Annotated in this window: 15 protein-coding genes; 5 read left to right on the top strand and 10 right to left on the bottom strand. The window is 45.2% G+C overall.

Going from position 1 to position 21109, the window contains the following annotated elements:
* Positions 1-85: 85 nt before the first annotated feature.
* Positions 86-1171 (top strand): hypothetical protein, encoded by a 1086-nt coding sequence (locus AC1RVX_RS00045; RefSeq protein WP_493214541.1) that lies wholly within the window; start codon positions 86-88, stop codon positions 1169-1171.
* A 227-nt stretch (positions 1172-1398) separates the two neighbouring features.
* Here AC1RVX_RS00045 and AC1RVX_RS00050 read toward each other — a convergent pair whose 3' ends face one another.
* The 3 genes from AC1RVX_RS00050 to AC1RVX_RS00060 form a co-directional block, all read right to left on the bottom strand.
* On the bottom strand, positions 1399-2478 hold the full coding sequence (locus AC1RVX_RS00050; RefSeq protein WP_493214542.1) for an HNH endonuclease: 1080 nt from the start codon (positions 2476-2478) through the stop codon (positions 1399-1401).
* A 43-nt stretch (positions 2479-2521) separates the two neighbouring features.
* A complete protein-coding gene (locus AC1RVX_RS00055) occupies positions 2522-3163 on the bottom strand; it encodes a GIY-YIG nuclease family protein (RefSeq protein WP_493214543.1) in 642 nt (213 codons plus the stop codon).
* Between the two features lie 501 nt (positions 3164-3664).
* The gene (locus AC1RVX_RS00060; RefSeq protein WP_493214544.1) at positions 3665-4435 is read right to left on the bottom strand and encodes a hypothetical protein; all 771 of its coding nucleotides are present in this window, start codon (positions 4433-4435) and stop codon (positions 3665-3667) included.
* A 477-nt stretch (positions 4436-4912) separates the two neighbouring features.
* Here AC1RVX_RS00060 and AC1RVX_RS00065 point away from each other — a divergent pair, with 477 nt between their 5' ends.
* Together AC1RVX_RS00065 and AC1RVX_RS00070 are read left to right on the top strand one after the other, a co-directional pair.
* Positions 4913-5875 carry a HamA C-terminal domain-containing protein gene (locus AC1RVX_RS00065; protein WP_493214545.1) on the top strand — a complete coding sequence of 321 codons (963 nt, stop codon included), beginning with the start codon at positions 4913-4915 and terminating at the stop codon, positions 5873-5875.
* Positions 5862-8471 carry a DEAD/DEAH box helicase gene (locus tag AC1RVX_RS00070; RefSeq protein ID WP_493214546.1) on the top strand — a complete coding sequence of 870 codons (2610 nt, stop codon included), beginning with the start codon at positions 5862-5864 and terminating at the stop codon, positions 8469-8471. The genes AC1RVX_RS00065 and AC1RVX_RS00070 overlap by 14 nt, the downstream gene beginning before the upstream one ends.
* Positions 8472-8514: 43 nt before the next feature.
* Here AC1RVX_RS00070 and AC1RVX_RS00075 read toward each other — a convergent pair whose 3' ends face one another.
* Positions 8515-9159, bottom strand: a complete 645-nt coding sequence (locus tag AC1RVX_RS00075) for a hypothetical protein (RefSeq protein ID WP_493214547.1) — start codon at positions 9157-9159, stop codon at positions 8515-8517.
* Positions 9160-10494: 1335 nt separating this feature from the next.
* On the opposite strand from AC1RVX_RS00075, the gene AC1RVX_RS00080 reads away from it, so the two are divergent.
* The gene (locus AC1RVX_RS00080; protein WP_493214548.1) at positions 10495-11547 is read left to right on the top strand and encodes a TniQ family protein; all 1053 of its coding nucleotides are present in this window, start codon (positions 10495-10497) and stop codon (positions 11545-11547) included.
* A 310-nt stretch (positions 11548-11857) separates the two neighbouring features.
* On the opposite strand, the gene AC1RVX_RS00085 is transcribed toward AC1RVX_RS00080, so the two are convergent.
* The 5 genes from AC1RVX_RS00085 to AC1RVX_RS00105 all read right to left on the bottom strand — a co-directional run bounded on the left by AC1RVX_RS00085 (position 11858) and on the right by AC1RVX_RS00105 (position 18625).
* Positions 11858-13591, bottom strand: a complete 1734-nt coding sequence (locus AC1RVX_RS00085; protein WP_493214549.1) for a TnsD family Tn7-like transposition protein — start codon at positions 13589-13591, stop codon at positions 11858-11860.
* The gene (locus tag AC1RVX_RS00090) at positions 13566-15026 is read right to left on the bottom strand and encodes a hypothetical protein (RefSeq protein ID WP_493214550.1); all 1461 of its coding nucleotides are present in this window, start codon (positions 15024-15026) and stop codon (positions 13566-13568) included. The genes AC1RVX_RS00085 and AC1RVX_RS00090 overlap by 26 nt, the downstream gene beginning before the upstream one ends.
* On the bottom strand, positions 15023-17107 hold the full coding sequence (locus AC1RVX_RS00095) for a TnsB C-terminal domain-containing protein (protein ID WP_493214551.1): 2085 nt from the start codon (positions 17105-17107) through the stop codon (positions 15023-15025). The genes AC1RVX_RS00090 and AC1RVX_RS00095 overlap by 4 nt, the downstream gene beginning before the upstream one ends.
* Positions 17108-17119: 12 nt before the next feature.
* Complete coding sequence (locus tag AC1RVX_RS00100; RefSeq protein ID WP_493214552.1) at positions 17120-18106, bottom strand: PDDEXK family nuclease; 987 nt, start codon at positions 18104-18106, stop codon at positions 17120-17122.
* A gap of 243 nt (positions 18107-18349) precedes the next feature.
* Positions 18350-18625 carry a hypothetical protein gene (locus tag AC1RVX_RS00105; RefSeq protein WP_493214553.1) on the bottom strand — a complete coding sequence of 92 codons (276 nt, stop codon included), beginning with the start codon at positions 18623-18625 and terminating at the stop codon, positions 18350-18352.
* 229 nt (positions 18626-18854) lie between these two features.
* Here AC1RVX_RS00105 and AC1RVX_RS00110 point away from each other — a divergent pair, with 229 nt between their 5' ends.
* On the top strand, positions 18855-19565 hold the full coding sequence (locus tag AC1RVX_RS00110) for a hypothetical protein (protein WP_493214554.1): 711 nt from the start codon (positions 18855-18857) through the stop codon (positions 19563-19565).
* A gap of 368 nt (positions 19566-19933) precedes the next feature.
* Here the strand turns inward: AC1RVX_RS00110 and AC1RVX_RS00115 are convergent, their stop codons facing one another.
* Positions 19934-21010, bottom strand: coding sequence for a hypothetical protein (locus tag AC1RVX_RS00115; protein WP_493214555.1), 1077 nt, complete (start codon positions 21008-21010; stop codon positions 19934-19936).
* Between the last annotated feature and the right edge of the window lie 99 nt (positions 21011-21109).

A 21109-nucleotide genomic window follows, 5' to 3' on the forward strand; every position in this document is an offset into this window, starting at 1 on the left:
CCGCGCCGCGCCTCACCCATTCTGCCTCGTCGCACCGTCAATTCAACGTTAAAATCTCTAATAAAATCATATAAACGCAATAAAAATGAGAATCTGCTATCTAACAGGCAATGAACTGAAAATAAAAGAAAATGACGTTCAACATGACGACACCGAGTCTCTAGAACACGTAATCCCAAACGCATTAGGTGGAAAGCTGAAGTCCCGGGACATTCTTTCGCACAAGGCTAACGGAGACCTAAATGAATTGATTGACAAGAATTTCGTCAAAATATTCGAAAGCTTTACCTTACGACTAGGTTTTGACAAAGACAGAAAAACAACGCCTAGTATGCATGCTTTTCACAATGACTATCATATGGATGTAGTTTTCAAACATGACCGATATTTCCCAAAACGCCCCCATTTTGATCCCAAAGAAAACATTATCTACGCCGCCTCGGTAAAAATTGGTGAAAATTACAAAAATCTTCTATTAAAAAATGGAATCCTCATCGACTCTGATGACGTCAAGATTCTTGATGACATGGCGGGCAATATTCATCTCAATTTTGATCTAAACAATAAAATATTTAAATTGGGAATCGCAAAAATCGCTGCTGGATTCGCATCAGTTAATAAAGTCCCACGCAAATACCTGAAGTCAGTTATCGACATTAACGCTGGTTCCTTTCTTGAAGAAATTATCGTTGCTCCTTCCTATCCCTTATGCCGGAAAGAAATGGAATTCGAATTGAATGCGCACAAAAGCAATCACTACCCAATCCATGGTCTTGTACTATCTGGCTCAAAAAAAGAACGGCTTTTATATTGCCATGTGGAACTATTCAGTGCTTTTCAGTGGTACGTGCTTCTAGATAACGAATACGATGGCGACAACATTCACCATACATATGTACACCGAATAAGTGATGGATCTGAAATTGATTTTCCACAATACTTCAACAGCGTCCTCCCCGAAGAACGTAGTAATGCTCTTGCATCAACATACAAATGTATCTCTTCTGATCAAATGACTACAAGTCAATTAGCATACTTAGATCCAAAATACTTTCAATTTTTTAAAACATATAATCACTTTAAGTTTCAATCGATAGCATCTTTTGCGGAATATATATTCTTGAGGAGGAAAGTCGCATTGAAAACCCCAGATTCAGTAGAGGTTCAATGATGTCAAAAACTGAGAAGGTGCCATCATACTAAGCAGGTTACGATTCAAGAATTACCCCCTTAAATGTAGCTGGATTTGTATAAAAGAGCATCGCACTCTATCGACGACTTCAACAAATTTATGAGAATGGTATTCGATGCTAGATCACCAATGATTAGGCTGTAGCTAAATGTAGTTGGCGAAGCACGATTGCCATATGATTGAAACTAGTCAGGAAACAACGAAATTTATGAAGGCTCCCATAAGTCGGCAGCACTCGTATCCCATCGATTACGCAAAGCTTCAATATCGGGTTGCATACTGGCTACCATCGGAAGTCTCATTGGATGCCCGTGAAGCTCAGCGTAACTAGACTCACGCAAACTTGGCGCTAAAACGACATTGAGGGTTTTGGGACATATTTCCAACAGTCCCAGATCGAACAGAGTGTGGATGTCAGCGCGCAACAAGATGCCGTTCTTCACATGCTGAGTAGATGAGCCCATGTAGCCAATGATGTGCGCCGCTTCCAATGCATCTTCGACGTTACAGCCGGTGATGGCACAACGCCCACCGTACGCGCTCAAGAGGTCACGCCGGAACTTATCCTGGCCGCGCCGTTGAACTATTTCACGTAAAAGTCTGATTCGATCGTCCGATAAATTATTTGGCTCAAAATACCCATTCTCTCTCAAGGTTTTGGTGATTTCTTCGACGTACTTATCTTGCTGCGCAGCTTTGATAAATAAATTGTTCGGACCTAGATAAGAGGCGATGAACGCGAGCGTTTTGCTCACAAAATTAGCGCCTTTTGGGCTATCTGCGTACCAAATCGGGGATATGCCGGGGAATCCTGATGTCATTGACGGTACGATATTGCTCCGTTCATCAACTGGAAGCAATACACAGCAGTGGGCTGGTGCGCTAATCCAGTAGCCGGATATATTGTTGTCTTCATGTTCGGGAGATTGATTACCAAAATTCTGGTAGCGCCGATGGACTGTAGCTTCGCGATACCAACCTATAATTTTTCTGCCTTCTCCATCAGGGGCCGTGGCTGTCCAGACAATCGTCACCCCCTCGATCATCTCCTGCTCTTTCAACGCACCAAGTCGTCGGAAGTTAATCTCGCCTTCCTGATACTTTCCCTTCTTTGCCTTTCCAACCTGAACGTATCCATACAAGCGGTTATCGACAACCACGAAATTGCAGATTTCGTGACCTGTCTTTTGTTCCTGCACGTAACGACCTCCCCCAAGGAGTTGGTCATCTTCAGTTTTCCCTTGATAGTTCTTCATCCAACCAATGTGACAAAACAATGTAGTCATTTTGATGTCTCATATCTGAGAAATAGGGATTATGATATTTAGTTCACGGACGTTGATGTCTATCAGCAATTTCAGTGCACGCTTCTTGGGTAAACAAGTCAGTGCAATGAATCATCGAGTACTCTTCAAGCTGATGTACAAAAATCCTAGCGTTATCACTAGGATTTCGCGCAGCAAGAAACATATCTCCATCGCCATCAGAAATGAAGCCGAGATCAGTCCTCTCGACTACCTCATCCAATAAGCCGGAACTACGATACCGTACCGATTCAAGATATACAACTCCATCGGAGTGAGTAATTTTAATCGAGTGAAAATCAGGTTTAAGGTAGCGCGGGTATTTCTTCTTTAGATCGGAGAGAATTTCAACCCCACAATTTGCACCGATACGTGGAATGAGGAAACCAATGGACTCTTCCATCAGTCCTCGAATTGCTTCACGAATTGGGATTTGAAAAAACTCCCGATTGGGTTGGTAACGGTAATCATCAAACCGTTTATGTAGGCGCTTCTCAACAAACGCACTGTCCGTCACAAGTTCATCATAGACGACTATGAAATCATCCGGTACCGCTGTTCCGCGTAAGTCCCTTGCACGATCTACTGGCGTACGTTCAGTTAATCCGATCTTCACCAACCCACGCATTGCCGGGTTGATCATAATATAGACAAACCCTGCACTCATAGCTGCGACTCCTTGAAGGCAAGGTACGTAGCCAGCGTACTCCGAACGTGCACAAAATTAAATGAAACGAATGATGAAAAAAATTTACACATGGCGCTCCTGCGAAATTAATAACACATTAATAATGCATGCAAAAACTGGAAAACAGAACGGAAAAACTATACGCTAAGAAGCACAAGGCAATGACAAAAAAATTTGAACTCCCACCAAAATTCGTATAACCGGAAATAAACAAGGCCAAACTTATTGTTACAGGAAAACGCCGAGTCGAAACCCCTTGGGCTCCCAGTTTGAACATCACTTCCAAAATCACGAGAATACTCAATGCCTGCCCCACGTATGAAGCTTGACTTCATAAATTTTAAGTTGAACGATTTTCATGAAACTCCAGAGAAAGAACCCTTAGTTCTTTCTCTGGAGTTAAGGTACGCATCTACAGATATGCTCTATCAGAAAGTTCTCTTCGCGAATCTGAAATGATTAGCGTTAAAACTGGCACTATTAATCTAACAGCGCCAATATCGGATAGAAAAAATTTGCAAATTTCGGATTGAAGCGAATTTTGAAACGGTCCGGTTGCTGCCGAGCATCGGCGTGGAACAGGATAGGGCCATTGAATTTGAATTTGCTTACAGTAAGTTCGCTGTTAGTGAGGCGCCAAAGTACCCTTGCAATCGCATCGTATTGAACAGGTATCCCCCAATCCGGCAATGGTAATCCAATTGCCTTGTCGAGATCGCCTCTTGAAAACTCCACCATTGTTCCACAAGGAAGTTTTCCAGCCACAGAAATCAGTGCCATAAGGACAGTATTATCTTCGCCCACACGCAACTCTTCACCTCGAAAATACATTTCCGGACCATCTATAGATTTCACTGAGCCATCAAACTGTCTCCGTGGTCCGTCTGCGCAAGTGAATAAACTTGATCCACAAAAACAGTTTGGCCAAGGGATACTGCCAGCAGATACAGGTAAGGGAAACGTTACATTAAGCGCGCTCCCACCGTCACCGTCAATATTTCCCCAAACCAGGGACTCTTCAAATCTCTTCACCCACTTTTCTTTTTCTAAGACCATACTCTGGTCAAGCTCTTCTTGCTCGATTTCCTTGACACGTCGCATCAGCGATTCGAAGGTAGCATGGCCGTACTGAGAACTCAAAATATTCAGCCACTGGTTATAGTTCAAAGAACCGTTTTCACGTTTCTTCTTCTTGGCTTCTCGCTTGATATTTTTCAACAACTGCTGATTCAGTATGATTTGTTGAGACATAGAATTCTCCTGCACATTGACCTGCATTGGTTGAGTCCCAGAAACCAAGCAAGCCAATTTAATTGGCTTGGAGAAAAACTAAGAGGGTACGGTGCATGAGCTATGCGCATTGGGACTCGCGGGCTTCCGTTCAGCCATAAGTATTATGGCCCAACATTCAATATCTGACAATAACTGCATGCCATCTTAAATATACTGGGGCCTTCTCTGGCCACGAAGATTTTTCGTAATGACAATCCTTTACATTAAAAATGGTTTCAGCGTAAGGCAGAACCAACTATCTGCCGTGCAAGCTTGCCACGCTCTATAGAATCCTGAATTATTACCAATAATGAGCCAATCAGCTGCTTATCAAATTAAATTGTCTTTTATTTAATTATGACGCAAAATACTGTCGAACTGAACTTCTAATTTACTGGCCAATATAGTCGAACGCCGCTAAGTTATTGGAAGCGTATTTTATATACTAAGGACCAGATGAACGAGGAACAATTCGGCCAAGCATTAACAGACTTAGTCAGGGGCACGCCTGCAACACTGGATGCTTACTTTCATGTTGTAGAGACTGACGTTACGGTTGGCTCTACAAATGCTAAATGCCATTTTCACTGCATCAATTTAGATGGAAATGGCCGACCTCGTATCGATGCTCTTGTAAAGCATTTGGTGGGTCATGTAATCGACTATGCTATTCCGCGGAAGAAAATTGCTGAGGCGCTACGTCATCAGGAAGAGACAGGTTCAACATTCAAACACGCAATGCTTTTACTTGAAGCAATCGGGCTTTTTTCCAAGCTGGCAAAAAGTGGCGAAGGGGGAGAACTCATCCTTTTCCTACTGGCGGAGCGTTTTTTAGGATTACCGCAGCTAATCTGTAAAATGAACTTGAAGACCAGCACTCAAATGCACTACCACGGAGCAGACGGATTACATGTAGGGGTAAACGAAAAAACAAACAAACTTTGCCTTTACTGGGGTGAATCAAAACTATATGGCAACGTGACAAGCGCAGTGTATGAATGCATGAAAAGCTTGGCTCCCCTTTTGCTTGGAACCGGCGAGATTGGAGGCTATGAGGAACGGGACTTGCAACTCCTGGGCCAATATTTGAACGTCAATGACCCTGCGCTGGAAGCTGCGCTAAAAAGATACCTGGATCCTGATGATTCGGCATTCAGCAGCGTCGAGTACTGTGGTATCTGCCTAGTCGGCTTCGATTATCAGAAATACCCAAGCGAGCCCAATAAAGTGACTGTAGGTGACGTTAAAAAGGCCATCGCTGGCGAAATCTCTAAGTGGCAGGAAACAGTTGGAAAAAGACTACAGGAAGAGAAAATTGACTCGTTTTCAGTCCACGTTTTCTTGGTTCCGTTTCCCTCCGTCGAGGAATTCCGCGCATCCCTTAAATCCGCACTGAGTCCAAATAATGACAATGCGTGAACTGCCAGAATGGCTGATCTCTAATCCGGGTTTCCGTCGCCATTTCAAGACGCTAGCGAGCATTTCCGTTTCTCGGCAATTCGAAGCCCTTCACTCTACAGTAGACGCTGACGATTTGTTCGCGGTGAACTTGGGCTATATGATGACGTGCGCAAGCGTGCTCGCACATTCTGAGAACGGCAGATGCCAAGATGCCGCGTTGAGAATTGCCCAATTCTGTCTTACTAACGAATCCTCTTCGGAACAGCGCAAAGACGGGGCGGCACTTGTATTAGATGCACTTGTGAACCAAGCCACGATAAGACTAGCTGAGAAGCGCGGATATATTCTTCCAGATTACCAAGACCGCATTCCAATGCGCGCGCAACTTGAGTCTACAAAGCGACGTATTCTACATACCATCAAACTCTCAGACGATGAATCGGTTGTCGCTAATTCTTTTCAACTCGAGTTTTGGGATAGTGCCGAATCGAATCAATGGCTCAGTGTTTCTGCACCGACTTCAGTCGGAAAATCATTCATTCTTGAGACATGGATACGCGAGTATTTGTTAACTCACAGGAATAGCCTGGTGGTTTACCTCGTACCGACTCGCGCACTCATTTCCGAAGTTGAAGGCGAACTCATTGCCAACCTTGAGTCTATGGAAAAGACTGTAAACATAACGTCGCTTCCGCTACAGCATGCCTATGTGGAAAACAAATCTAATGTTCTGGTATTTACTCAAGAGCGGTTTCACATATTCCTAAATTCATTTTCTGAACCACCGAAAGTAGATGTCCTTGTCGTGGACGAAGCACATAAAGTCGGAGATGGTCATCGCGGAATCTTTCTACAACAAGTAATTGAGCAAGCTAGCAGTGCCAACCCCATGATACGGGTGGTGTTTGCCAGCCCATTTACATCAAACCCTGAGATACTTTTGGAAGATGGGCCAAAAGGAAATGTTTCGTCGATCAAAAGTTCTAATGTCACAGTGAACCAGAATCTGATCTGGGTAACACAAAAACCGAGGCAGCCCAAGGCGTGGGAAGCGGCCCTGTGTTTTGACGACGAGATAAGAAAGTTAGGGGAATTTTCACTCGACTATAGTCCAAATCCTGAAAGCAAAAGGTTGCCCTTCGTCGCAATTGCCCTTTCGCGCGGAAAGCCAGGCAACATTATCTATGTCAACGGCGCTGCTGACGCGGAAAAAACAGCACATCAAATCTTCGATTGTCTCGCCGATCGCGATGATCTTGACCCTGAACTGGCAGCATTGATCGAATTATGCGAGAAGACCATCCATAAGCATTTTCTGCTCAATAGGGTGCTCAGAAGAGGCGTAGCATTCCACTATGGAAATATGCCTCTCCTTGTAAAAACAGAGATAGAAAGGCTGTTCAGTGCAAATAAAATATCATATCTGGTATGCACTTCGACCTTGGTAGAAGGGGTTAATATGTCCTGCAAAAACATATTTATGCGTGGACCGAAGAAGGGGAGAAACTCCCTTATGGGGATCGAAGACTTCTGGAACCTCGCAGGAAGGGCCGGAAGATGGGGTAAGGAGTTCCAGGGCAACGTAGTCTGCATCGATGCCGACAACAAAGCACTCTGGGCAGGTGGAGAACCTCCACGAAGAAAGTCTGGCATAGTCATAAAGCGAACAGCCGATGAACTGATAAATGACTCAGCTTCGCTAATAAATTACATCGAGAGCGCGGATCACTTTGGGCAGTCCGCGAAGAGGCCAGATCTAGAACACATGTACAGCTATCTGGCAATAACGTACGCACGCTTTGGCTCCTTATTGCAAAGTCCATTTTTGAATAAACACAGCAAGGAGGACATCGCGACGCTTAACACAGTAGTTGGTGAGTCGCTGGAGCGCATTTCCTTTCCAGCCGATCTGATTGCACGCAATCCGGGCATTAGTCCTCTTCTTATGCAGGCGCTGCTCCAACGTTTTGCAAAGAAACCCGAAAAACCAGTAGAGCGCCTTTTATTAGGAGATCCCAGTAGTGACGACGCTCTGGAAACCTTCGTCAGTGCATTCAGTCGTATTTCCGACGAAATGAGCCCAAAACTCGGCTTTAACTCAAAGCAGGCCTATATCAGAGCACTACTTGTCGTACGCTGGATGCGCGGATTTCCATTGGCCCGACTGATTACAGACCGAATTCAATATTTAAAAAAACGCGATAAGAACACGTCTGAGCCAACTGTAATACGTGAAGTAATGAAAGATGTCGAAGAAATTGCCAGATATCAAGCTCCGCGCTTGCTGAACTGTTACAACGACTTGCTTCATCATTACCTTGGAAGCATCAACAGAAGCGATCTTCAAGAGGAAATCAAGGACATCAGCATTTTTCTAGAATTGGGCCTAAGTCAACAGACACAAATATCGCTTGTCAGCCTAGGATTGTCCAGAACTGCAGCCGTAATGATTTCAGAGCTAATCGCGGCAGATAACTTAACGAAAGTCGAGTGCATTAGATGGCTTCAAAAAAGCGATTGGCGAGACTCAGATTTGCCGGCTTTAGTCAAATTAGAAATTGATGGAAGATTAGTTGATTTCCTCCGCCGTCACGATGAATCATCCATTGTATGAGGAGTGCAACTACTCACTGCAAGAGCGAAATCGCTGGCAAGGCTTACTTACGAGCGTTATACAATTGTGACGAAAAAAATGCGTCAAACTCAACGATCCTACTCTTCGGCAGCGCAGATCGAAGTCGCCTGTACTGCCATGGTTCTAGTGCTTTAACCTGTGCAATTATATTGCCGCGGCGCGTATTGATACGAAAATCGGCAGCGTTAAATGGTATCTTGTGTTCCCTACAAGCTGCTGAGATCATAACTAATTGACGTGCGCTATAACCTATCTTCCACTGTGTTCGCCAACTCTGTTGAGTAAATATATCCGGCTTGCAAGAGGCTAACGCAGCCAAAGTAGCGAAGCCACGGGCTTCGCGAGAACTAGCCTCATGCGCAGCTTGACGACGCCTCAGCAGGCCTGCTTTTTCCTCTTCACCAATAACCTCTACGCCATTCTCATAAAGCGGAATAAATTTAGTAATACAAGTTGATCCGACCCATAAAGTATAACCAGTAAGGTAATTCTCGATTTCATATTGATAACGTAAGCCTTCATGCTCACAAAGCTCACACACCTCAGCAACCGAATGAGTATCTTCATATCCGCCAGTTGTTCCCCATTCACGCATAGCTTCGGCCAAAGAATTTCCTTGCGACAACCGAATCATATTTGTAGAAGCGCGCTCACTCCAATTCGACATAAAAGTCTCCTGGAAAGAAAATCTAGGGAATTGAAACAATTGATAAGCAGCAAATAATTATCTGATACATCACCCCAAAAGAATGTTAGCCGATTTTCGAATGACCGAAGTTTTCTTTGGGAATATATTAACAATCTAGGGAAGAAGGATTAGCCGCTACCTAATCTGCCACTATTTGCTTTTTACAAGCCGACCGTGACCGGTGCATACGCGGATCTCTTCTGGATTTTGAGAGCGGGGAGACTCACTCACACTCTATGAACAAGATGGTACAACAAGTCATTATCGCTGTCATCCCGCAACTATTAAGGGGAGACTTGATAAACAATTTCGATCACCTGAAAAATCTAACTAGCCCTTAATTATTTGAGCAACATGCAGCCACAGATATCGGGGTGCACAATTTATTAACCAGGGTTTCACAGTTCATTGTCAGAACGGCCAGCGGCCAATTCTACTAGGGAACGAATACGACCAATAAAAAACGCAAGCATCCCACGGTAAGAGCCCACTCTGCAGACGGGATACGGGACGAAATGCTTGCGTTACCCTAAAGTGTAATCAAATTTTCCTGACACGTAAATTAATTTGAGCGGTAAGTAGTTCATCTAAAGATAAACGGGATGATGAACTCTCAAAACGATGCTTTTAAGAAATGGATTTGACTTTGATCTTACTGCATATTGTGTCAGAGATGACACAAGTACAATCAGGTGCCATTGGCGCTCATTGCAATAACTAAACAAAATTTTCCTCCAACAGACAATATCGGCCTTACGCAGCAGCGCTTCGCTCACTGTAGTCAGTTGGCAGAGTGGCGACACCCGCAAGAGTAGGTCCAGACGAGGTGCTCAAAGGTAAAAGCCTCCGCGAACGGAGGCTTTTACTTGTTACAGTCCGATCCCTCTTACCTAGACCTAGCTAGACCAAAAGTTTCCTTCTGGCAGGTGGTTCCTCGCATCGGCTGTGGAACCTTCTTATAACGTTATGGACGGAATATAGTACTTATAGACGCGATCGTCAATAAGTAGGCGCAGTTACTGACAGGATGCCAGCAGCACCTATCCGTCCCTATCCAGTTCCATTTCAAACATTAATATTTGCAAATGCACACAAGGCATCTTCTTGCGTTTTACCCGGATATGACAAGCATAAATCTCGTTCAGATTGTGGGCATTTACCAACGCCAAGACTGTTAACTTTTTAGTTTCTGTGTTTACATTCTCTATGAGAATTTCGAAGCATATGATACAGATACTTTTTATCAAACCCAGCTAATTGGACGCACACTAATTGCTGGTCAGAATAGGGAATTGGATTCTATTGGAGCATGAAATGACACGCAGTCATCCGATACCAATGCAAGACGAATTTGCCCTAGGAATATTAGGCAGATTCGCACGCATGAATGCGATCCCTTCGCTTGATTTAGCTGCTAAAACAATTAAGCACCAAACAAATGAACGCGACTCTCAACTTCTGTGGCTGATCGCTGAAATATGCGGTAAAAGCAAATGCGATTTTTCATCGAAACATTCTGTTCTGCCAGTGTTAAATCCAATCTCAAAATTCACAGGAAATTCTTTAGAGAGTTGGAGTGACTTATTTCTTAAAAAAAATCGAGCTATGAATTGTCTGCAAGGGCATATAAGGTGGTGCCAGGAATGCTGCGAAAACGATATCAATAAGCATCACTTTAGCTATTGGAGGCGATCACACCAGATAGTAGGGATCGACTGGTGCCCGCATCACCGTACTCCATTGGCTAAGACGAACCAAAAATTCGCCATCAACAATCCAGGACATCCTTCTACCATTGACACGGTTACGACAAGGCTGGCGACGATCGAGCAAGAAATAGAAAATGCTACCTTAATGCGTCTGCAGGAAATCATGTTCGGGTGGCTACAACGCTCTTACCCAATTGGACTTCAAGCATGGGCGAATGTCATCCGTATCAAATGCCGTGTTGCGGGATTGCGTATTGGCGAAATCGGCAAGCGTCCTGTTGTAAGCGATCTGATACGTGAGCATTTTCCAAGCAGTTGGCTAAGTCGACACATGCCTGAGGTTGCCAGCAAATCTCCAAATGCCTTTGTTCGTAAAATTGATGGTGCTTGTATTGACAAGCATGTCGCATACCCTGCATTGGCTTATGCTTCTATCTTATCTGTCCTGTTTGATTCTTCTGAACAAGCCCTACATGCTCTTGATGCCGCAAATCTTCAACTGGACATCCAGCCATTGAGCAATAAAGTGAATGAAGCACTGTCAGCATTTCTTGAAGGCGCATCCTTGCATGATGCATGTAGAAAATCTGGAGTCAATGTGATGAGTGTAGAAAACGCTGTCAGGCACCATTTTCAACAATTTCCGATTCGACCTTAAATAGAATTCAAATTTGTAGGCGCGTCACATCCAGACCTTAATGGCACGTCGCATAAAACATCTTATTGACGTTACTGACTTTATGTATTATTTTTGATGTGTAGCCCCTTCACTTTCGAACCACACCAGGCAATTGGAGCCAAAATGTCGTGTTAGTGCGGGGACTTCACTTGCTTAATTTGTCTTGCGCCCCAGTTGTTACTTCGTAGCGCATACATATAGGTTTATAACGAACCGGGTAACCTATGGCGAGGCGCTACTGTCAAATCAAGCGAAACTTCTATGCCTTTCGCATCAAGCGTTGAGGTAATCACAAGGGCTCCGCAACTAATACGAATGCCAACGCCTTCACTGTAAGTGGCCATCGCTCTGGATAGCGAATTACTTTTTCGATACGAGGAAATGCTCGCTTAAGTTCATCTAATCTCCATCCTGATGTACTTGGCTCTCGGCTCAAAGTCAGTTTTTTCAGAAATACCGCCATTCGCTCGTCAGCATTTTCTATTCGTCTAGCTGCATGATTAGATATCTTAAGTTTGCAAGTCCCAGCAAGTGATGCCTTCAGCCAAACGCGGTCATTACGATATAACCACGCGTAGGCAGCGGGCTCCAGACATCTTAGTGCCTTGATACCCATATAATTACGCAAAGACAGAAGGTTGCTCCAGGCTCGTCGAGCGATGTCTCCACGTTGCTTATATCTGACGTTATGCCAGTGCTCCTGTAAGCCAGGCACGGTTCGAAGTATTCGTGTTACGGTGACCACAGAGATTTGGCATTGCCTGCCCACATCTGATTTATCTGCACCTGCACGCAACATAGCCACAGCGCGATCCCACAGCGTAGCGCTCAACTTCTTCGGGCGACGTAATACTTCAACCGACTCTTTTGAAGCCCATGCAGCCATTGTTGCGTAAGCAACGCCAGCTCGTAGCGCTGCAGCAGTCAAACTTAATTGGCCCGTGCACAACATCGCAATAATCTCCATTTGCTCGCTTGTTGGTCCGCGCATTGGCTTGTTTGGTGCAGGAAATTCATCTTCACAATGATTGATATAACCAGCCAATTTGCCATACTCAGTTTTGAAATGAGAAAAATCATTAAACCAGGTCGAAATCCAGATCAGGTAACGCAGTGGATGAGTCAAACCACGACCGGACAAGATTCTCAGAAACTGAGTCCGCAGAAGATGGGGGTCTGCCTCGTGATTGAGTGCCGGCAAGCATGCTAAATTCGAAACCAGTTTCTCAAGCGAAACTTGGAGTAGTGGCCACCGGACTCGCCCGCTTGCATTCATCATCCCAAGACAGCATAGGCGAATTCTGAACACTTCCGCAATGCGCACCGGATTTGCAAAACTTCCAGACGGACAGTTCAGTAATTCATTGCTTAATTGACTGAGCTTTAGCAGCCAGACAGTTTCATGTTTCGACAGCCTACGATCTTCCAATCCCGCCAGCGGCGCGCAATTGGCCTGCGTAGGAAGCACCCACGCAAAACGCGCTACCTGTAATAGTTTCAGGCTGGAGGCTCGCAAAGGAATAAAATGCTCTGGGCAGAGCCAAACACTGGGCAATTGGTGGCTACGCCTCCAATACGCCCACCCATGCCTGTCCAGATCACTGCAAATGCATTGTGGGCATGCTTTCAAAGGATGTGCGGCTCCAACCCCACTCGTTAATAATCCTAACCGAAACTTCAAATGCCCGATGCCAGGACCACAAAGAGCCTTCACTGCCTCATTACCCACCTCAATTGATTTGAATGGAAGATAAAAGGGCAAGAGCGTCCTTTCACGAATGATGTCAGGAGCAGTCCCCAAGCAACCCCGGCTCCTGGCAGCCAGCACAGCGATACGTGCTGGAAAGTCATGCGCTGAACCAATACGCGCATCCCCAAAGAGTTGCAGGCAAGTATTCTTGTCCTGACCATTGGCTGCCAAGCGATGAAAACGGCTACACCAACTAAATAACGTTTCGTCAGGCAAAGGGTCAAGGCCGACTGTGAAGTCAGGAAAGTCAGTTTGTATTTTGATCGCTTTCATCGACTTTCTCCAATGATTTCTCAGTAGTCCTTGATGAAGACTTCGTTTTAGATTGCGTGTCACGAAGCAGTTGTGCACCCTCTAGTAATGATTGTGCCGAAGGTGGAGAACGCTTAGGCAAGTGAGACACTTTTGCAGTGATTCGCTTTTCCTTTGAAAGTTGAGATACATCCCGCAGCGTCTGCAAAGTAGCTTTCGCTCCTTTACTGAGAGTGCTTTCTACCAGGGCACTAGCTGGATTAGAACTGGATGGTAATTGAGACAGAACTCCATTAGAAACATTTTTTTTCTCCAAGGTAGTTGTTTCCGGTTTAATTAAGTCGCTGAATGGACATGTCAAATCCGGTCGTGTTTTTTCCAATAAATTTGAGACACTTAGAGATGCCAAGTCCTCAACGTCCTTGCGGTGAGTACTGAAATTACTGCTTCGATAAGCCAATCTAATTTCATCCATCGTTACAAACGATTTTCCAAGCTGCGTGGCCTCCCGGTACGCCTGTGCCAGCAATTTCCGTAGTGCCCTAAAAAGCCCTGCCGTCAGGCGATGTAGTTCCTGTGCATGCGTCGACGCATCCAGCCGAAAGCACTCTGGAGAGACAGCAAGAAATTCCTTAATGGCGTCTACCCAACATGAGTCGATCGGAAGCGGTGGCTTTAGCACAATAGGATTGGTCAGTAAGCGGTCTTTCTCCTCTTGTGGTCGCCGGTTTAGCTTATGCCCCAAGGAATAATTCGCAGCAAAAATGAGTGACGGTCCCAAATTTGCCAGCGTCATAATTAGTTGCGATGTCTTTGTACTAGCTGTGCTACTTTGTGTAAAAAATTGCATCTCGTCTACAAGCAACGTGCAAGTGGCTGTTGCAGAGAGCCAATCACGGACATGTTTCGTTGATGCGTCTGAGTTTGAATTTACCCTACCGCTCACTGCAATTGGATTCGAAAGTGTCCAGAGCACCCCTAGCGTGGACGCTTGAGCTCCTATCGCTATTCGCCTTATAGGTTGCAAGGCCAGCTTGTGTCCTTCGGTAAAAAAGCTGCCATGGTTGTCGAGCTGGCACATTCGTACGAATGCTTTCATTAATCCTGACTTACTCACCCCAGCTAAGCCACTTAAACATTGAATGTGTGGTGTGTTCGATGATGGTTGGGCATTTTCACTTCGAAGGCGGATGTAGTCCTTGGAAGTTGGAAATTTGCGAGATGCGAAATGGATGGCTTGATCAAGCATGTCACGTAGGATACGGATATGTTGTGGCCCTGGAAAAAATATTTCATCCCAGGCCTCATCAAGCTTTCTGCATGCTTCTTCAACTCTCATAGACTGCAATCCGATAACAGGCACAACCGGCATATATGCAGCTCGCTTAATGGATTCATCTGTATCTAGTCTGTTAAACCAATATAGCCAATCATGTCGAGAAAGCTTTTCAGTCATCGACCACCTCCGCCAGCACGAAGGTAAGCCATGATCTCTTGTCTCTCCTGTACTGAAGTCGCCTTAGTACGTCGAGATCGGCCAGGTTTATCGACAGCTTGATCAAACGGTTTACCAGTTTGATTTTCAAATTTATTTTCGTACTCAGATTTTGCAGCGTGACGGTGCGACTTAAGTTCCAACTTTCCGTCGCGTCGTATTTGTTGCAACTGTTCAATCTCAACAACAGAGATATACAACTGCTCTTGCCCGTCGCGAATGCTCAGCATGGCATCCACTTCAATTAGCTGCGTTCCCAGATCAATCCACAAATGACGCACGCAGACATCTAGCATGTATCCCTTCAGTTTGTAGCGCCCAAGGTCGTGGGCCATTTGTAATATCCCAGAATGCTTAAGGGCATCTGAATCAAAACGTGCATCCATAAAATACACAGCATCGTCTCTCACGCTCACCTCAATAGAACTCAAATAGGCTCTGACTGCTTCTTCGAAATGGGGAGTAACAGCATGGTTCCGTCCTTTACGATCAAGGTACCGCCAAAGCGAAGCAGCTGTTGGGAAAACACCCTCCTTGAGTGCATCATTATTAAGGCGGTCACTCACATCAATACTGTGGTTGTCAGCGATAGTGCGCAAAATTTCCTGCGCTGCAATTTGCGGAATCGAGAGATTCGTTTCTTGATAGCACGGTTTACCTTCCCGTTTAACCTGTTTGGGATGTGTGGTCTCCACAGAAGCCTTTGACTGTCCAGAATAGCTTGGCGCAGCCTCCTTGATAGTAGGTCTTAACGCCGGATCAACAGAATCAGCTTTCGCGGTACTGCCCGGTCCCCTGTCATTGATAATATGTGGTGAAATACCGATGCTCGGCCAATCGTCCGATTTAATATCTACACCGAATAAACTGCAAAATTTGACTTTACCAATGGCGGCGCAAAACAAAGCCATACGGTAGGCAGCGGCAGTCTCAGCTCCAACTGAAAATCCGATTCCAACCAGCATCCCAGACCCGATGCAACGAATGCGAACAACCCATAACGGTGGCAGATGACTACCAAGCAAATAACCTCTGGCCACTCGATTGCAGTAATAAGCATCTTGTTCGGTGCGCTCCATCAGGTTTCCGACGCTTTCTGCAAAATGTCCTTGAGAATGCTTCAGACTGTTTCTGACCCGAGCATGCCCATATTTATATATTTGGCGAATTTCAAGCGGGAATTCCTGGGCAATGCGATAAGCAAACTGCCCAAGCGTTGGAAATGGCCTGCCCGCAGGATGTATGAATGATTTGCGTCCCGCTGGATCGGTTTGTACTACACAGCCAAACACCGAGATGAGTGTGCGACGATAAATTCGGCTCAAATGCTGACCGGGACCGGCAAATTTACGATACCCCTCCAGCATTCGTCGAATCATTTCTGGGTCATTCGTGCTGTACCCATGATTTGCGCCATGAATGCGCGAGGGCCGGCCAAACTTCCGGTCGCGTCCCATGCGCTTCCATTGGCCGATGAGCTGTACCGCGTAATGCAATGCCCATCGACTGAATCCGAAGCAGATATAGGCGTAAAAAGCAGTCCGTAATCGAGTTTCGTTCTGCTTCGGACTGCACATTCTGGCATGCGCATTCATTAACGAGTCAGGAAACTCAGCGGCCAGGATTTGATCCAAATTCTGCACGAGCGGCCACAAATTGGCTAGCGTGCGATCGATGCGCTCTTCATGGCTTGTCTTACGATTCTTTCGAGGCTCAGCGTACTTTCGCAACTCGTCAACCGAGATGCCAGAAAACCAAGGGGGCAACTCGCGCTGTTCGTCACAAAGCACGATCAAGCCATCATCCAATCCACGCTCGAAGCAATGGCGTGAAAGAAAGTGCAAGACGGGCCTGAAACCAAATGCGGCTCCTCGCTTGCGGCTAGCATTTTTGATCGAAGCTTTGGTTGAAGTCAGTATTTTCCTGAATTCGACCAGCACGACTCGCTCCCTTGCAGAATCGCTCCGCAACAAGTGATACACGACGTCCTTACTAAGTGTTTCAAATCCTTCAGGGGCGAATAATTGAGCACCAGTTTGCATGACATATCCCCCTTAAGACCGTTGACGTACAAACCAGGCACTAAATACCTGGAGCGGATCACGCCGTTCTGATTTCAGCGTGCGGTCAATAAAGATGGCCTCGTCCATTAGTTCAGCCCTGACATCTCTCTGCCAAAGTGCACGATAAAATGCAGCCTTGGCTATCTCTAATGTGAGGTCATGGCGATGCATGATTGAAAGCAGAATTTCTAAAGGAGGTTGGCCGGTCAGAATGCTTGCCTGCAGTCGCTCGCAGATCTCTCTATAGAGTTCTTGATCCATATCTGCTGCCCGGTGTTTTAACAACAGAAAGCTCTTGATGTTCTGGATAAACAGTTCAGGAATGTCCCGGTCAACGATCTGAACAGTTGGGATGTGTGCGTCTCTGTAGTACAGCTCTTCGATAGCGTGACGAGCGCGTACAGCGTTCACTTCCTTTTCAATTGACTTGGCAGGTTTACTGCCCGCTATGCGCACGTGAAACTCCTTTGCAGTTTCTTTGATTGTCCAGTTCACGCAATATGGGCCATTCTGATCCTGCAAAAACAGCAAGAAGTCGCCAACAAAAGGGGCAGGTACAGGCACTTGACCAGAACCATCGGGGTGATCAATGTAGATCCACAGATGACGGTCCAGCATGTCAAGGCGTTCGCAAACATCAATTGTGCCCCGCAATGGCGGCAAGACTAAGCCAGCGGCAAGAGGATGGCTGGCAAGAGGATGCGGTCTGGGCTCGCAGGCGAGTATTCGCTGTTCCTGCAACTCAAATAGCGACGAATTAAACAGGGCTAGGAGTAAGGCCTTTTGCTCTACATTTGATAAGACATGGCAATAGCGACCTAACCCTTCATGCCAGACTTGAGCAAATCGGCTTCGAGCAGGGGCTTCTTCTCGGGTTGCGCGTATGGCTGGGTCATAGTCACTTCCCCATTTAGGAGGATCCTGGCGGCGTAAAATTTCTTTGAGCCGCGGTAAAGTCAAACGCATGGTGTTGCCCATGAGCATTCCTTTCCTGCCAGATAAGCTGGCATTTTTTTTAATGGAATAGGAAGCCCTTGACTCGTAATCGATGGACGAGTACATTAATAGTGCATACTAAAATTTGAGGGCTTCCCTCAGTACAAAAAGCAGCCACTGGCGGGAACCGGTGGCTTTTTTGTTTGTGTGGCGCTTACATGATCATCTCCTTCGCTTTAGGAATATCAACACCGATCCAGGTACTCAAGGCCGGATAACTCTTATTTATTCTGAAGTAATTGCTTGTGCTCGTTGACGGCTCAGCCACGCGGCAACATCTAGGGAAAGAGCAAAGCTCCCTCGGCGATGTTCGATCTTAAATATCGGCACAGGAACGGTGCCGCGCGCCAGTGCTTGATGAAAGGCTGCTGCAGATGGATACCCCAATTCTTTAATCAATGCTGTCGAACCCAATACTGATCCATACTGCGTCGTGAGCTTGCTATCAAGCCGTTCGGCGATTTTCTGAACATCGCTCGTTTCAAAATCTATAGAGGTCATTGTCCGGCTCCGTCATGTATGGTATGAATATTATTGTGTCTGCAACCCCTTGCCTAGATGAGACGATAAACCGCGCAGCTTTTGATGGAGGCAGCTCTAAGTGCTTGATTCGACAACAAAATCATTAAATGGACTGGGTGCTGCATCCCTTATGCGAAAGTCTTTCATTACTCGGGAACGTCGAATAGTTGACGTGTTCGCGACAATTTGCTGGTTTCAAGAATTGAGGATGCAACTGGGTGAAGCTACAGTTGTTGCTGTACAAAGAGCCATCGAACCAACAGTGAAAAACAGAGCAATTTCGATTCATCGACGCTGGATGGACTATAAAAACGGACGGCGTACCCCCTCTGCACAAGTAATAGCGCTAGTTCAAAGCAAATTTCCAAGTACATCTTTAGTTTTGCAGACTCATGTATGGGATGCACTTCGAATACATCGACCTGCCGAACAGGTTGCTCGCAATCTTATTGGAACTACGTCCAAACTTGGTGATGATTTACTCAGATGGATGCTTGATGCTCAAGCAAATAAGGATTATGACTCTCGCTGGCTTAAAAAGCGCTGCATCGATATGCTTAAGCAGGGTAGCCTAGACGGATTAGCTGTACTGACGATTTGTATGCGGCTTGCCGCCATCCTTGGCATTGACCGTTTGGCCGTCACTTTCTCCAGGTATGCAGGATATTGCCTTCTAGTACTTGGGACGTGGTTTTTTGAGCATGGCATTGCTCAAGGAATCGGAGAATATTTTGAGTTTGCATTGGTACCAGAATACTGCAAAGATTACTGGATGGTTAACTTCAGTGCAGCTCATTATATCCACAGCATTTTATGTATCGACAAAATGATAGGACACGAAATGATCTCCAAAGGTGGCAACTTATCGTCTGATGAAATGATTGCAGTTGTTTTGAACAATTTGGGTCTGGCTCGATGATGGGGCCATCCGTCAGAATAAATTGTGTGCGGAATTGCCGTCAATTCTGCATGTGGCCGTTCTTTTGTAAGCTTGAATCAGTAATCTTGTCTATCAATTAGGACTATATCCGGACTGGTAAAATGGATTTTTTGTGCTGGTTAGTACAGCTTCGACGATGTTCTAGCCAACAAAGATAGTTGCCATGCCGACGCAAGAACAGGTTCAATGTTCACCAAACAACAGGCACCATAGTCTCGGTATCAAGCCAAGTGGTTTAACGACCATTTCTGTGTCCGTTTTGCCGGGCAAGACAGGTATAGAGCTGGACACCAAAGGCGGAATAAGTTGTAAATGAGTGATTTACTGAAATCAGTTGGATTCCAAATTTAATTGGATAGTCTAATACAAGTACTGGCAACATTTTCCAAAAACTCATTTCTCAAGACACCGATTTCTTTATATCTACGGTCCTCGTTAGATAACTTTTCTGTAATCCTCAAAGTTATATTCTTTATTTGTTCATGCGTATACTTATTTGCACCGGAAAAGCAGGTGCTAGTAACAAAAGCCGCATGGTCGTTCAAGGTCCTAGCTAGACCTTTATCATAAGTTTGACCAACATATAAATATTCTAATTTCTGCTGGTATTGTCGTTTAATGTCACAAATTTGTAGAAGATCAAGGTCGCCAAGTCCTTGAAGTCTATTTTTTTTTGATATTTCATTTAAAGCTGCAAGATTGATAGAAATTGGGCCGCACCTAATTGGCGATGAACCCAATACTCCGTCTGACTGATCCGCAATTAACTGCTCTATGCGTGATCGAAAAACCAACGAGATGTAATAAGGAACGAAGTATTTCAACGGCATATCGTCCGGAATTGCCGCGTCGGCCAGGGCCACTGCAAGAGTTTCACCACCTAAAGGATTTCTTAAATCTCGATTCCAATCTGCATTGTCGATCTGCTTAACAAACACTTCGAGAAAATCAGCGTCATGGTGAACGTTTTGCAAACTTTGATGAAGTGACTCAATGTTAGTTGTCCCGGTCAGTGCTATTCGCAATCCTGTAATCGACAATAGATTTCTTATTTCATCTAATGAATTTTCTGCATCTGACTGGGACACCGATGGTTTCCTGCCCCGGTATTCATATATCAAAACTGGCGTGATGGCCAAGTGGGTCGGGCAATCACTCCAGTCAGATACGAATCTGCAAAAAGAGATATATGACATGGCACGATGCCATCTTTTATGGTCATTTTTCTTCTTAAAATCTTGAACAATGCTATTGTCTAGTACTAAGAACATTTCACGGTTCATTTGATACGCAAATTGATACGTATCCAGGAGCCAAGTAACTCTATCAAAAAATTGCAATAATTCCTCTGGTGTAAAACCTTTCAAAGTAGGCTCAAATTCCTTTGTCCATGCGTCTTTTCGGTCTGCATGTTGCGAGTTCATAAACTTGTCACTTCCTTTGTCTAAAAAATTCAAGTACCCAGATTATTTCCATAAAACTGGGATGTATGAATAATCGCATAGATCACCTAAATTCGAGGA

It is taken from the genome of Undibacterium sp. GW821-FHT11B02, from assembly GCF_058808955.1.

Coding starts and splice junctions, on each gene's coding strand:
- AC1RVX_RS00045 (WP_493214541.1), top strand. CDS start 86: ATGAGAATCTGCTATCTAACAGGCAATGAACTGAAAATAAAAGAAAAT.
- AC1RVX_RS00050 (WP_493214542.1), bottom strand. CDS start 2,478: ATGACTACATTGTTTTGTCACATTGGTTGGATGAAGAACTATCAAGGG.
- AC1RVX_RS00055 (WP_493214543.1), bottom strand. CDS start 3,163: ATGAGTGCAGGGTTTGTCTATATTATGATCAACCCGGCAATGCGTGGG.
- AC1RVX_RS00060 (WP_493214544.1), bottom strand. CDS start 4,435: ATGTCTCAACAAATCATACTGAATCAGCAGTTGTTGAAAAATATCAAG.
- AC1RVX_RS00065 (WP_493214545.1), top strand. CDS start 4,913: ATGAACGAGGAACAATTCGGCCAAGCATTAACAGACTTAGTCAGGGGC.
- AC1RVX_RS00070 (WP_493214546.1), top strand. CDS start 5,862: ATGACAATGCGTGAACTGCCAGAATGGCTGATCTCTAATCCGGGTTTC.
- AC1RVX_RS00075 (WP_493214547.1), bottom strand. CDS start 9,159: ATGTCGAATTGGAGTGAGCGCGCTTCTACAAATATGATTCGGTTGTCG.
- AC1RVX_RS00080 (WP_493214548.1), top strand. CDS start 10,495: ATGACACGCAGTCATCCGATACCAATGCAAGACGAATTTGCCCTAGGA.
- AC1RVX_RS00085 (WP_493214549.1), bottom strand. CDS start 13,591: ATGAAAGCGATCAAAATACAAACTGACTTTCCTGACTTCACAGTCGGC.
- AC1RVX_RS00090 (WP_493214550.1), bottom strand. CDS start 15,026: ATGACTGAAAAGCTTTCTCGACATGATTGGCTATATTGGTTTAACAGA.
- AC1RVX_RS00095 (WP_493214551.1), bottom strand. CDS start 17,107: ATGCAAACTGGTGCTCAATTATTCGCCCCTGAAGGATTTGAAACACTT.
- AC1RVX_RS00100 (WP_493214552.1), bottom strand. CDS start 18,106: ATGGGCAACACCATGCGTTTGACTTTACCGCGGCTCAAAGAAATTTTA.
- AC1RVX_RS00105 (WP_493214553.1), bottom strand. CDS start 18,625: ATGACCTCTATAGATTTTGAAACGAGCGATGTTCAGAAAATCGCCGAA.
- AC1RVX_RS00110 (WP_493214554.1), top strand. CDS start 18,855: ATGCAACTGGGTGAAGCTACAGTTGTTGCTGTACAAAGAGCCATCGAA.
- AC1RVX_RS00115 (WP_493214555.1), bottom strand. CDS start 21,010: ATGAACTCGCAACATGCAGACCGAAAAGACGCATGGACAAAGGAATTT.